Genomic DNA, 12570 nt, shown 5'->3' with positions numbered 1-12570 from the left:
GAGGAATCTGATGACAAACAAATCCATTATCCAAACTGAAGATGCACCCAAAGCCATAGGAACCTATTCCCAGGCGGTCAAGGTCGGCTCTACTGTCTACCTATCAGGCCAGATTCCATTGGTGCCGGAAACCATGGAGCTGGTGGGCGGGGATTTCTCCGCACAAACCCGGCAGGTGTTTGATAACCTTCGCGCAGTGTGCCGTGCAGCTGGCGGCGATCTGAATGATATCGTCAAGCTGAATATCTTTATGACGGACCTCAGCAACTTTGCTACCGTTAATGAAATCATGGCGACTTATTTCCAGGAGCCGTTTCCTGCTCGTGCAGCCATTGGGGTGGCAGCGTTGCCGAAAGGCGCTGAAATTGAAATGGATGCGGTGATGGTAGCTTCCTGAGGTGCCGTGACGGTTGAATGCCAGGCCGGAATTATTTCCGGCCTTTTGCTTTTTAAGCTATTTAATATCGATCCGCGCGATACCTTATACCTTAGTTATTCTGGCGATCATCTCACCATAGCCGGCTCGGAAGTCCGGGTAAGTAAACTTGAACCCAGACTCCCTCAAGCGTTGGTTGCTGCATTGTTTGCTGCCTGTCCGTCGTGGGGTGGCGGTGTGTTCTTGAATTGGTTGGCAGGGAGTATGAGTCCTAACCCAGGCCACCACATCATGCATGCGGACAGGCTCGTTGTCTGAGGCCAGATAGCAGTCTGCCAGTTCCCCCTCTTTATCATTTGCTAACAGGAGCAGGTGAACCAGTACGTTGGCGGCATCTTCCTCGTGGATTCGATTGGTGTATCCACTGGGGCCTTGGTCACTTTTCTCACCATTGATAATTTGTTGAAGAAGCCTGGCTCTATGCCCTCCGTAAATGCCCGAAAAGCGAATACTGGTTGTCGGGAAGGGTTGTTGCTTCAGCCAGGTTTCGGCCTCAACCAGAATTTTGCCGGAAAAACTGTCCGGAGCCGTTACGCTGTCCTCATCAACTACCTCATCTGCATCCTGTCCATACACACTGGTCGATGATACAAACAGAAAGTGTTTTGGCGGGTTGTTCCGGTAGTGATCGGTCACTCGCTTTAGAGCCTCCAGGTATGTCTGACGATAATGCTTTTCATCAATTTGCCCTGGGGTCAGACAAAAGAGAATCAGGTCTGGGGTGTCCGGGAGTGCCGAGAGGGAATCGCTTCTTAGATCCAGGGCCAGGTGCTGGCCTCCAGCGAACTTGTGCGGAGAGCGTGAGACGGCAGTAATGCGGAACCGATCGTGCAAAGCATGTGCGACTTTTTGATTCAGGTGTCCGTATCCAAGTAAAAGAAGGTGGGGTTGGTGCATTGCGTCACTCTCCAATCAGGCATATCCTAGTCATTAACTATGAACTTGGTGTAGTTTCATTTGAGTAAACTATAAGGTCAACCGATTGTTGTGGGTTGGCTAAAGTTGTTCATCACCCCTGCTTTTGGATCTCAATACATCTCAGCGGTTTGTTGCCGCTCGCAATTATTTCCGCAGAGCAGGGATGGAAAAATCTAATGACAGGATATGAAGGTGCAAGTCCATGACTTTGACTGAATTGCGCTACATAGTCACATTGGCGGAAGAAAAGCATTTTGGCCGGGCTGCTGAGCGTTGTTATGTCAGCCAGCCAACGCTGAGTGTCGCAGTGAAGAAGCTCGAGGATGAGCTGGGAATTACTCTGTTTGAGCGCAGTAAGAGCCATATCACCGTCACTGATACCGGACGCCGGGTCGTTGACCAGGCGCAACGAGTTTTGGATCAGGTCGGAGTGATCAAGGATATTGCCCAGGCCGGCAAGGACCAGCTTTCTACTCCTTTAAGGGTGGGGGCGATATATACCATTGGTCCTTATCTGTTTCCCCATTTGCTGCCGGAGCTACATCGCGCTGCTCCGGGAATGCCGTTGTATATCGAAGAGAACTATACTTCGGTTCTGCGAGAAAAACTCCGTCACTCGGAGTTGGACGCGATCATTGTCGCATTACCCTTTAATGAGCCGGAAGTGGTGACTCTTCCCCTTTACGATGAGCCATTTGTCGTGCTGATGCCGCAGGATCATCCTCTGACCCAATACGATGAAGTCCGCAGTGAGCAGATTCCGTTAAAGGAAATGCTGATGTTGGGTCCAGGCCATTGTTTCAGGGATCAGGTTCTGGAAGCCTGTCCTGAGTGGATGGATAAGCTGGGTAGGGATAGTCGGTCTGATCGTCCTCACACGCTGATTACTGAGGGAAGTTCTCTGGAGACGATTCGTCATATGGTCGCGTCAGGGCTTGGCGTTACCGTATTGCCTCGTTCTGCCGTCAGAGAGGATCGGTATGTGAGCGGACTGCTGACCACTCGTCCATTTGCGAGTCCGGCGCCGTTTCGAACGGTCGGACTGGCCTGGCGTGTGACGTTTCCCCGTCCCAAAGCCATTGATATGTTGGCCTTGGCTGCAGGCCAATGCAGGGTTCTGGAAAAGGCCGGTTAATACCACTACTGACATTCCTATATAGATCTGCGACCAAGACGTGCTTGACCAGCAACCTATCACACAATTGAAAGGTGTCGGCCCGGCTTTGGCTGAAAAGCTGGGGCGGCTGCACCTGCACAGTATTCAGGATCTCCTGTTTCATCTCCCTCTGCGCTATGAGGACCGCACTCGCGTGACTCCTATTTGCCAGCTGAGGACCGGATTGCCTGCACAGATTGAAGGCGTGGTCGTGGATAGCCGGTTGGAAATGGGACGCAAGAGGAGTTTTCTGGTTCGTCTGAGGGACGACGAAGGGGAAATCGGACTCCGTTACTACTATTTCACTGCCCAGCAAAAATCACGTTTTACGGCTGGCCGCCGTTTTCGTGTATTCGGTGAGGCCCGCATGGGGCGAAGTGGCCTGGAAATGTATCACCCGGAGACGGAGTTGCTGGATGTCACCAAACCGATGGAGGCCGCCAGCCATCTGACTCCGGTTTACCCCACTACAGAAGGCCTGCAGCAAAAACGTCTCAGAGAGTTGTGCCAGCAGGCGTTGACCTGGCTGGACCGGGAACCTGTCAAGGATTGGCTGCCTGTGGAAGTTCGGCAGAAATGGCAGATGCCCGAGTTGAATCAGGCGCTTAGATATCTGCATCAGCCGCCGGTCGATGCCAATGTGATGGCGTTGTCAGATGGTCGTCACCCCTGTCAGCAGCGATTGGTGGCAGAGGAGTTACTGGCACATCACCTTAGCCTGATGCTATTGAGGCAACGGATTCAACAGCACCGGGCGCCGGCATTGAAGAATGATGCGGGACTTATCGCCCGGTTCCGGAAAAGTTTGCCCTTCGAACTGACCGGGGCACAAAAGAGAGTGGTCGAGGAAGTGCAACAAGACCTCAGTGCCCAGATTCCTATGCTACGTCTTGTGCAGGGAGATGTCGGTTCAGGAAAAACTGTCGTGGCGACCTGTGCCGCCTTAATGGCTGTGGCAAATCAGTATCAGGCGGCATTAATGGCCCCCACTGAAATCCTGGCGGAGCAGCATTACCGAAATCTCAGTCAGTGGTTAACGCCGTTGGGTCTGAAAGTCGTCTGGCTCAGTGGAAAGCTGAAACAAAGTGAGCGTAATGCAACTCTGTCGGAGATGCAGAGTGGCACCGCTAACGTAGTGGTCGGGACGCATGCCCTGTTTCAGGAAGACGTGTCATTTGGACGATTAGGGTTAGTGATCGTTGATGAGCAGCACCGTTTTGGGGTTCACCAGCGACTCGCCCTGCGGGGAAAAGGCGAACGACTTGGAGTCGTGCCGCATCAGTTGATCATGACGGCCACCCCGATACCAAGGACACTGGCCATGAGTGCGTATGCGGATCTGGATACCTCGGTCATTGACGAGCTACCCCCAGGGCGTACCCCGGTGGTCACCGCAGTCGTCCCGGATAGTAAGCGGGATGAGGTTGTCCAACGTGTGGAGCAGGTCTGCAGGAAAGGCATGCAGGCTTATTGGGTATGCACGCTGATCGAGGAATCTGAACTGCTTCAGTGCCAGGCGGCGGAAGCAACGACTGAGCAGCTGAAAGCAAAGCTACCCGGTCTCACTGTTGGGCTGGTCCATGGTCGGATGAAGCCCTCTGAAAAAGCCCAGGTGATGGAGGCTTTTAAAAACAATGAAATACAGCTGTTAGTAGCGACAACGGTGATTGAGGTTGGGGTGGATGTCCCTAATGCCAGCCTGATGATCATTGAAAACCCGGAGCGACTGGGACTGGCACAGCTACATCAGTTAAGAGGTCGGGTCGGCAGGGGCCAGAATGAAAGCTACTGTGTGCTGCTCTACCACCCACCGCTTTCCCAGGCAGGAAAAGCGAGGTTGCAGGTGCTTCGGGAGAGCAATGATGGTTTTGTCATTGCGGAAAGAGATCTTGAAATCAGGGGGCCTGGCGAAGTTCTGGGAACCCGCCAGACCGGCTTGATTCAGTTTAGGATTGCGGATTTGCAGCGTGACCAGCAATGGCTTATGAAGGTCAGGGAAATTTCAACTCAGGTTATGCAACATCAGGACGCTGTCAGTGCTCTGATTGCCCGGTGGATTGGACAGAGGGTTGATTACGGGAAAGTATGACAAAGCTCCTGGTGGAAATATAAGGGACACATAGTCTTACAAAAATTAAGCGAACTGCATCTGCATAGTCAGTGTTTCCTGCTAAGCTAAATGAAAAGGCACACAATTAATTGGGAATTTAGCGCCAGAAGTGATTCGTATGCTGGTAGATGGTAAAAGTAAACCACCGCAGTAGGGCATCATTCTTGCGTTAGAGTGTGGCTGATAACGAAACATGATACGAGGTCTACGACTGAATGAGCGTTCCTTCTGCTGTTGTCCAGATATTGCAGGATCATACTGCAAAACAGGATTCCCTGGCTGAAGATGTTGAGAGAGTCGTTGAAGTGTCTGCCAATGGAGCCCCTAAAGATTCACGCGTAAGAGCCGTGCTATTGACCGATGACCGCGGAAGGTTACAGGTTGTATTGCCGGAGAAAGCCATTCTGGACCTGGATGCTTTAAACCAGAAACTGGGGAGAAAGCTAAGGGCGCTGGAAAAGGCGGAAGTCGACGCGGTAAAACAGCAGGCTCACTGGCAGGAAATTCCAGCGCTACCGGAGTTGACCGGGTTCCCGGTCGTACTGGATCAACGCTTGAAAGGCCTTGAGGAGATTTTTGTACCTTCGACCACCAGCGGTCGTTATCTTTCCATGAGCCGTCGCCTGTTTGAAGCGGTGATGGGGCAGACTGAGGTTCTCGAGATAGGCGTCAGCCTGCCGGACCTGTTGGTAAACCATGACAACAGTCACCACGACCTTGATCAGATACACGCGGCTATCAAGAGTTTTACCGGCCTGCGCATCTGCCAAAGACTGGAAGACACTCTGGAACTACCTCCCCTTCCTGAAACGGCCCAGCGAATTATCAAGCTTCGGGTTGATCCCAATGCCGGTATCTCTGAATTGGCAGACATCGTTGAAACAGATCCCAGCCTTGCCGCTCAAGTAGTAAGTTGGGCAAGCTCGTCTTTCTATGCTGCACCCGGAAAAGTTCGCTCGGTTCACGATGCAATTGTCCGGGTATTGGGGTTTGATCTGGTGATGAATCTGGCAATGGGGCTGGCCTTGGGGCGCACCCTGGATGTTCCTGAGGAAAGTCCGGATGGGTTTACGCCCTATTGGGAGCAGTCCGTATGGACGGCCACTCTATGTGGAGCGTTGGCTACGGCCATTCCAAAGGAGAAGAGGCCTGAGTTTGGTCTGGCTTATCTGACAGGTTTGCTGCATAACTTTGGATATCTGGTGCTCGCACATGTATTTCCGCCGCATTTCTCACTTATTTGCCGGTATGCTGAAGTCAATCAACACGTGGATGTGGAAAACTGTGAGCAGCACCTGCTGGGAGTGACCAGGGAGCAGATTGGTAGCCAATTGATGTATTCCTGGAATATGCCGGATGAGGTTGTGACAGGGATTCGTTTCCAGAAAAATCCCTACTATTCCGGGGAAAACTCCCAGTACAGCGCACTGTTGTATGTGACCACCCAATTATTACGCAGCAGGGGCATTGGTGATGGGCCTGCTCAGCCTATTCCCCAGTCAGCTTGGGAATTGCTGCATCTCTCACCCGAAGGTGCTGAGGAAGTCATGCAGGAACTGTTAGGGTTGTCTGAGGAAATGAAAATACTGGCAACAAGCCTGTCCCAGCCCCGTTAGCCTTCTAAGCCGGGTGTTCAGCATTGCGCGCCCGGTCCCTCAAAATCCACCGGAAAATCCGGTGCTTTTCTGAATTTGGTCGTATTCGTCAGCTTAAAAGTAACGTGATGTAAAATTATTTTGCGACATGGTTCTCATTTTTATCAGTTTGTGTCTATAGTTTATTTAACAGCCTGAAGACACAGGAGGAGCTGTGATGGCAGCCATGATTTTTAGTCAAGCCAGCATATATCACTTACAGCAACTCGAACTCCAATACAGGCGCCGTTGCGGGCAGAGATTTCGGCTGTCAGATGAAAATGCCCGGTTTGAATTGATTAATAAGACTTCGGCTTCTACCGATAAGATTATTCAGAAATACTATCGTCGGTTTGCCCATGAGCTGGAACCGGAGCTGGAAAACGAATTGATCGCCAGAGGGGTAATCACTCCACAAAACTGGCACTGAGTGTTAATTGATAAACCTGAAAACCCCAGACCCTTCGTTTTGTTGTGACCCGTCTTAGCCCCACGCCGATGGGGCTTTTTTTAGTCTAAGAGTAAGAAAAAGGAAAACCAGCTCTAGTGGAATTGATGTTCCAGCAGTGCTTTGGATGCGGTCAAGATTTCCACTTTATGGTCGTTCTCCAGTTGCCAGCGCTGTCTGTCGAGCTTGAACAGAAAACGCTTATCCACTTCTTTGCGGGCTTCGTGGGTGGGCATATGCTGGGTCTGGCTGTACAGATGGTTGAAAACGGCAAAGCGCTCATCCTCATGCAGCTCCGGGGCGACTGAATCCAGTAAGACCTTTACCCTGATACAGCCCTCCGAAAGTTCGACCTGACCAGCCAGCATCGCCCTGGCAATGACCTGGATGCTCTCAATGGCACTGTTGCGGTGATCCTGATAACGGGCCTGTTGTTCCTGTTCCTGCAATCTGTGAAATGACAATTTCTGATGTTGCCGACGGATAAACCACAGTAGCCAGAGAATGGCAGCCAAGCCGGCTAGTATGAATATCCATTGGGTAGTGGTGGACATAACGGGTAATTAAACCTGGTATCAGTATCTAGGGTGCAAAATAGAAAGAGTTGAGGTCGGTTATTGTAACGTCAATAAGGCAGTCTGTCTCTCTCCTGACATGGGCTGTCAGGGTCCTATGCTATGGTTTGCAGGAACCGTTGATAAACACCCTTGCTATCTTTGGGTGGCGAAAGATCTGTAAATCCCTCGTGCTCACTGACTGGTTTGTCTGTGTATTTTCACTCTGGCTGAAGAGACCTCGGGGAGTTTTAGTATATGTCGCTATGCCGGTAAGTAGAACTATGTCGGTAAGTAGAACTATGTCGGTAAGTAAAGCCATGCGGATAAGTAAAGCCATGCGAGTAAATAGAGCTATGCCGGTTAGGAGAAAAGTGAAACTTCGGGAACTTTCCGGGTCGTATTTCTGTCATACAGATTTGCCAGCATATCGGTGATGTGAACAACAGCAAGCAAAAACCTTTAGAGTCTGCTATGGTTACCAAGATCTACTGAACAGGATGTGTCAGCGGATTCTTCCCATGCAGTACCAATAAGGATAACCCACACATAGGATTTTGAGTGATGGTGACTGCACAAGAGCACCTTTTATCCCTATATCAGCAAGTTCGCTCAACAACTATTGGTCTCACCGATGGTCTGACAGCTGAAGACATGCTGTTGCAATCCATGGAAGATGCCAGCCCTGCCAAATGGCACCTTGGACACACTACCTGGTTTTTTGAAGCGCTTGTGCTGGATGCCTATCAGCCGGGTTATCAGCGATTTAACGACCAGTTTCACTACTTATTCAATTCCTACTATGAATCTCTCGGCCAGAGACACCCGCGCCCCCATCGTGGAATGTTAAGCCGTCCATCATTGGAGCAGGTGATGAAGTTCCGGCTGCATGTGGATGAGGCCATGTTGTCACTGCTGCAAAGCAAAGAATTGCCCAACGAATGCTGGCAGCGCCTGGAGTTGGGCCTGCATCATGAAATGCAGCATCAGGAATTACTCATTACGGACCAGCTTCACGCCTTCAGTTTCCACCATTTTCATCCGATTTGGAAAACGCTGTTGCATCAGCCGCCTGTTACGTCCGAAGCCGCGCCCCATAGCTGGGTAGCCCAGGCGGGGGGGCTGGTCCCTGTGGGATTGTCAGCAGAACGTCGTATCGGCGACTTTGCTTATGATTGTGAAACGCCCATACATCAGCAATACCTGCGGCCCTATTGCCTTGCCTCAAGGCCTGTAACTAATGGGGAGTGGCTGGAATTCATGACTGATGGCGGCTACCGCGATCCCCAGTGGTGGCTTTCCGACGGTTGGGCTTGTGTCAACAGGGAAGGGTGGCAAGCCCCGCTCTACTGGCAGAACAAAGATGACGAATGGTTCCGCTACACTCCTCACGGACTGTTACCCCTGGATCCGGATGAGAGCGTATGCCATGTCAGCTACTTTGAGGCCGATGCCTATGCACGTTGGGCCGGAGCCCGGCTTCCAACGGAATTTGAATGGGAAGTCGCTGCCCGTAATTATCCAATCGAAGGACGATGTATGGAGCAGGGGCTTTGGTTTCCCGGAAAGCCCCTGCCTGGTTCCGATACCGCCCTGCAGCATCTATACGGCAATGTATGGGAATGGACTCAGAGCCCCTATCTGGCCTTTCCAGGCTTCGAGCCGTTGCAAGGTGCTTTGGGCGAATACAACGGGAAATTCATGTGTGGCCAGTTTGTATTGAAAGGAGGTGCGTTTACGTCTCCTGAACAGTTGTTGCGGGCGAGCTATCGAAACTTTTTCTATCCCCACCAACGCTGGCAGGCGACAGGGGTAAGGTTGGCAAGATATGAATGAAATAATGCTGTCAGAAGAGAGCTTCACACCGGAGCAGGCGTTTTATCAGGATGTGGTAGAGGGATTGTCAGATTCCCCCAAGCGGTTACCGAGTAAATACTTTTATGATCACCGGGGGTCAGAGTTATTCGAGCAGATTTGTGAGCTGGAAGAATATTATCTGACCCGTGCGGAGTTAAGCATGCTGGATCGGGTTGCCCGCGATATTGCCGGTTCCCTCCCGCAAATTTCCCGCATTGTTGAGTTTGGCAGTGGCAACTGCGAAAAAGTTCAATATCTCTTGGATCGGCACCGTGGTGTTCGCCGTTATCTACCGATTGATGTATCCGAAAGTTTCCTTCTATATCACGCAGATCGATTGATGCAGCGCTATCAGGGCCTGGAAGTTGAACCTGTCGTAGGAGATTTTAATTTTCCGATCCGACTGGAGGATACTGAAGGGGGCAGCCTGGGATTTTTCCCGGGTTCCACCATCGGCAATCTTGATCGCTGGGAAGCGATTCGCTTTCTGCGAAATGCGGCTGAGAGTCTCGGACCCAAAAGCTACTTTCTGGTCGGGGTGGATACACTGAAAGATCAGGACATTTTGCTGGCAGCATATGATGATGGTCAGGGGGTGACCCGTGACTTCAACTTGAATCTGTTGCGACGTCTGGAACAGGAATTGGGAGCAAAAATTGATATTGACCAATTTGAGCATGAAGCCCGATTCAACGAGGAACACAGCAGGATCGAAATGCATCTTCGCAGCCGGTGCAATCAAAATATCAGAATAAATGGAGATACGTTTTCTCTGGCGAAGGGAGAAACCATCCATACTGAGAATTCGCATAAATACACCGTCGAGAACTTCCAGATGCTGGCTTGCCTGGGGGGATGGGAGCCCCGTCAGGTATGGCTTGCAGATCGTGGGATGTTCAGCATTCATTTGTTGAAGAGAATGGATTGATTTTTCCTGTTCAGTGCGGTTTGCAGTAAAGCCGTCCGTCCCGCTATGATGCCCGGATGATCTGGTGTTGGTTGTCTGGGATACCTTTAGTGATTAAGGAATTTTGCCGTTTTCTATTTGCAAGATGGAATGACCGGCCCACAAGGGCCGGCTTTATGGTGTTTGTGCTGGCGTCAGGCGTGTCACTGCCGCTAAATGCTCAGACCATTTATAAATACCAGTCGGCAGACGGTAGCTGGCATTTCTCAGACAAGCCCCCTGCATCGAAAGCTGACGGAAAAACCCAGCAACTGGAATTAACCTCAGAAAAGCCCACCATCGATGCACCTCAGGTGAAAATGGTGTCTCAGGATGGCCACAAGAATATTGTGGCAACCAACCCTTGGGCAGGGCCGGTGGAAATGCTGGTGGAAATTCGTACGGATCAGTATGACTACCTGAGGCACACGCTACCGGCAGATTCGACGGAAACCCTGTTGGAAGTTCCGCAGAATCAAACGGTGGATCTTGATTTTTACTATGTGCCGGGAGAGCCTCTCGACAGCATCCCCAAGCCACAAGAATATTCTCCCCCTTTCGCTCCGGGTAAAACCTATGGCATCAGTCAGGGGTTTAACGGGCAGTTCTCACACAATGAGCAGCCTAATCTTTACGCGTTGGATATCGCCATGCCTCTGGGGTCGGATATTCATGCGGCACGCGGCGGTATTGTTATGGCGGTGAAGGATCAATACGTGATTGGTAGCGCCAGCTATGCCTATTTCTACGATAAAGCCAATTACGTCAATATATTGCATGATGATGGGACGACCGCTATCTATGCCCATATCCTGCAAGGTAGTGTTAAGGTTAAAGTGGGTGATCGGGTGTCCCGGGGGCAGCTATTGGCGCGTTCAGGGAATAGCGGGTTTTCTACCGGTCCGCATTTGCATTTTGCGGTAAGAATGAACAGCAATGGCCATTTGAAGTCCGTCCCGTTCCAGGTAGTGGACGAAAAAGGAGGGGCATTCCCTCTGAACTCCGGGGATTTTCTGGTCGGTTGGTAAGCCTTAGGGAGCTAATCGACCCGCGGCAACGCAGCCTGTTCCTTCCAGATATTGGTGTACTTCTTTACCAGATTTTGCGGCACGTTGCTCTCAACCAGCTCGGAGATTTTGTTATCCAGGAATGACCTGAATTCAGGTGAATTGCATTTACTTGCCTTGGACAACGTAAAATATAAGCCCTCTGAACTGATAGGTTCGTCGAGGGCCACAATGTCTTCTCCAACCCCCATGGCTTCAGCTATCGCAATACCCTGATAAAGTTCGTATATGACGTAATCTGTCCTGCCGAGCATCAGACGCTCGAAGGCAAACTCTATCGATCTCACTTCCTCAATGACCAGATTCCGTTTGGAGTATAAGTCGAACTCCTGTCCGAAACTGTTATTGATCAGGGTGTCCCCCAGGTGACCTTTCAGGTTAGCCCAGGTTTCGAGCTCAAATTCATGGCCTTTCTTGACGAAAATGACGTTAGGCATGTACATCATCGGCGGCATAACATAGTCCATCCAGGTTTGCCGTTCGTCAGTAATAAAAGCGCCGGTCAGCATGTCTATTCTGCCGACTCTTGCCTCCGCCTGAGAACGGGACCAGGGGCCAACATAAAGAGAGTTCACCTTGATACCCTCATCGGCCACCGCCATTTCCAATAGTTCAACAGCTGCACCTATCAGCTTGTCGGGGTTCCGCCGGTCATGCCAAAGCAAGGGAGGGTATTCGGGATTTCCGGTAACATTCAATTGAGAGCAAAAGCTGGCGGCAGTTGATGCGCCGGAAAAGAGCATCCAGAGGATGGCTATGAAGGTGCACGTGATCTTTTTCATTACAGCTATCTCGGCTGGTTGTCGTTGTTTAAGCAGCCTGGATCCGGGCCTATAACAGCTTTAAGTTCCTCCTTATAAATAAAGCTAAAATCCTGTCATTTATCCAGCTCTATGCTGGAATTTTCACAAACTGAAGGTAAACGCCGTGTTTTTTGCTAGTGGTGTGTCAATACTGTCATTTTTTTTTACTGGTTAGGCTAGTTGCCTGTACGATGTTAAATTTATAGAGAGTCTCGTTTTTAAGGTATAACCATATGATATTTATAGATTATTTCTACGGTTATACCATCTAATAGCAATGTGAAGACTTGGTAATACGTCGGAATTCTTTACAGAACAGTAAAATATGTGTCGTCTATAGGCCTTTTTTCCTATTTTCGCGTCTGCCAAATGTTAATTTGATGTTTTAGTGTTTTGTATTTAAAGGGAAAAATATTTTTGGCATCGTGATTGCTACGTTATAGATATTCGAGCTTCCATCGGTTCTGTCACAGACGGGTGCTATGTAGAGACGAAGTCGAGGCGACGGGATCGAAGATTCCCCAGGTGGGAATCAAATTGTGGCCAAACAGCCACAATGAACTGGAAAACAGTTAAATTCATTGGCGGTGAATACCCCTCTTGGCTTAGGCCAAGAGGGTCTTTTTTTATCTGGGCTTTGA

At 50.4% G+C, this 12570-nt stretch carries 11 protein-coding genes; 8 read left to right on the top strand and 3 right to left on the bottom strand.

All coding sequences use genetic code 11. The annotated features are described in order from the left end of the window. Nucleotides 1-10: 10 nt before the first annotated feature. Nucleotides 11-397 (top strand): RidA family protein, encoded by a 387-nt coding sequence (locus BTA51_RS04270; RefSeq protein ID WP_094706186.1) that lies wholly within the window; start codon nt 11-13, stop codon nt 395-397. Nucleotides 398-481: 84 nt separating this feature from the next. Here the strand turns inward: BTA51_RS04270 and BTA51_RS04265 are convergent, their stop codons facing one another. After that, nucleotides 482-1333, bottom strand: coding sequence for an NAD-dependent epimerase/dehydratase family protein (locus tag BTA51_RS04265; RefSeq protein WP_094706185.1), 852 nt, complete (start codon nt 1331-1333; stop codon nt 482-484). A gap of 223 nt (nt 1334-1556) precedes the next feature. On the opposite strand from BTA51_RS04265, the gene BTA51_RS04260 reads away from it, so the two are divergent. The 4 genes from BTA51_RS04260 to BTA51_RS04245 all read left to right on the top strand — a co-directional run bounded on the left by BTA51_RS04260 (nt 1557) and on the right by BTA51_RS04245 (nt 6684). After that, nucleotides 1557-2489, top strand: a complete 933-nt coding sequence (locus BTA51_RS04260) for a hydrogen peroxide-inducible genes activator (protein WP_094706184.1) — start codon at nt 1557-1559, stop codon at nt 2487-2489. 40 nt (nt 2490-2529) lie between these two features. Next, nucleotides 2530-4599 carry an ATP-dependent DNA helicase RecG gene (gene recG / locus BTA51_RS04255; protein WP_094706183.1) on the top strand — a complete coding sequence of 690 codons (2070 nt, stop codon included), beginning with the start codon at nt 2530-2532 and terminating at the stop codon, nt 4597-4599. A 236-nt stretch (nt 4600-4835) separates the two neighbouring features. Beyond that, nucleotides 4836-6236 carry an HDOD domain-containing protein gene (locus tag BTA51_RS04250; RefSeq protein ID WP_094706182.1) on the top strand — a complete coding sequence of 467 codons (1401 nt, stop codon included), beginning with the start codon at nt 4836-4838 and terminating at the stop codon, nt 6234-6236. 196 nt (nt 6237-6432) lie between these two features. Beyond that, on the top strand, nt 6433-6684 hold the full coding sequence (locus BTA51_RS04245) for a hypothetical protein (protein ID WP_094706181.1): 252 nt from the start codon (nt 6433-6435) through the stop codon (nt 6682-6684). A 113-nt stretch (nt 6685-6797) separates the two neighbouring features. On the opposite strand, the gene BTA51_RS04240 is transcribed toward BTA51_RS04245, so the two are convergent. Continuing rightward, entirely contained in the window at nt 6798-7256 is a 459-nt protein-coding gene (locus BTA51_RS04240; RefSeq protein WP_094706180.1) for a DUF2489 domain-containing protein, read from the bottom strand. A gap of 564 nt (nt 7257-7820) precedes the next feature. Here BTA51_RS04240 and egtB point away from each other — a divergent pair. The 3 genes from egtB (at nt 7821) to BTA51_RS04225 (ending at nt 11087) form a co-directional block, all read left to right on the top strand. Then, nucleotides 7821-9092 carry an ergothioneine biosynthesis protein EgtB gene (gene egtB, locus BTA51_RS04235; RefSeq protein ID WP_094706179.1) on the top strand — a complete coding sequence of 424 codons (1272 nt, stop codon included), beginning with the start codon at nt 7821-7823 and terminating at the stop codon, nt 9090-9092. Then, on the top strand, nt 9085-10041 hold the full coding sequence (gene egtD / locus BTA51_RS04230; RefSeq protein ID WP_094706178.1) for an L-histidine N(alpha)-methyltransferase: 957 nt from the start codon (nt 9085-9087) through the stop codon (nt 10039-10041). Before egtB ends, egtD begins: the two co-directional genes overlap by 8 nt. 89 nt (nt 10042-10130) lie before the next feature. Next, nucleotides 10131-11087: a peptidoglycan DD-metalloendopeptidase family protein gene (locus tag BTA51_RS04225; RefSeq protein WP_168188054.1), complete on the top strand. Its 957-nt coding sequence runs from the start codon at nt 10131-10133 to the stop codon at nt 11085-11087. Nucleotides 11088-11098: 11 nt separating this feature from the next. Here BTA51_RS04225 and BTA51_RS04220 read toward each other — a convergent pair whose 3' ends face one another. Further along, the gene (locus BTA51_RS04220; RefSeq protein ID WP_094706176.1) at nt 11099-11908 is read right to left on the bottom strand and encodes an ABC transporter substrate-binding protein; all 810 of its coding nucleotides are present in this window, start codon (nt 11906-11908) and stop codon (nt 11099-11101) included. Nucleotides 11909-12570: the final 662 nt, after the last annotated feature.

Source organism: Hahella sp. CCB-MM4, from assembly GCF_002260525.1.
Lineage (GTDB): Bacteria > Pseudomonadota > Gammaproteobacteria > Pseudomonadales > Oleiphilaceae > Hahella.
This window is presented reverse-complemented; position numbering and strand designations above follow the sequence as displayed.

What these genes read in the sequence shown, in the direction of transcription:
- BTA51_RS04260 (WP_094706184.1), top strand. Translation starts at nt 1,557, where the DNA reads ATGACTTTGACTGAATTGCGCTACATAGTCACATTGGCGGAAGAAAAG.
- egtB (WP_094706179.1), top strand. Translation starts at nt 7,821, where the DNA reads ATGGTGACTGCACAAGAGCACCTTTTATCCCTATATCAGCAAGTTCGC.
- egtD (WP_094706178.1), top strand. Translation starts at nt 9,085, where the DNA reads ATGAATGAAATAATGCTGTCAGAAGAGAGCTTCACACCGGAGCAGGCG.
- BTA51_RS04240 (WP_094706180.1), bottom strand. Translation starts at nt 7,256, where the DNA reads ATGTCCACCACTACCCAATGGATATTCATACTAGCCGGCTTGGCTGCC.
- BTA51_RS04245 (WP_094706181.1), top strand. Translation starts at nt 6,433, where the DNA reads ATGGCAGCCATGATTTTTAGTCAAGCCAGCATATATCACTTACAGCAA.
- BTA51_RS04265 (WP_094706185.1), bottom strand. Translation starts at nt 1,333, where the DNA reads ATGCACCAACCCCACCTTCTTTTACTTGGATACGGACACCTGAATCAA.
- BTA51_RS04270 (WP_094706186.1), top strand. Translation starts at nt 11, where the DNA reads ATGACAAACAAATCCATTATCCAAACTGAAGATGCACCCAAAGCCATA.
- BTA51_RS04220 (WP_094706176.1), bottom strand. Translation starts at nt 11,908, where the DNA reads ATGAAAAAGATCACGTGCACCTTCATAGCCATCCTCTGGATGCTCTTT.
- BTA51_RS04250 (WP_094706182.1), top strand. Translation starts at nt 4,836, where the DNA reads ATGAGCGTTCCTTCTGCTGTTGTCCAGATATTGCAGGATCATACTGCA.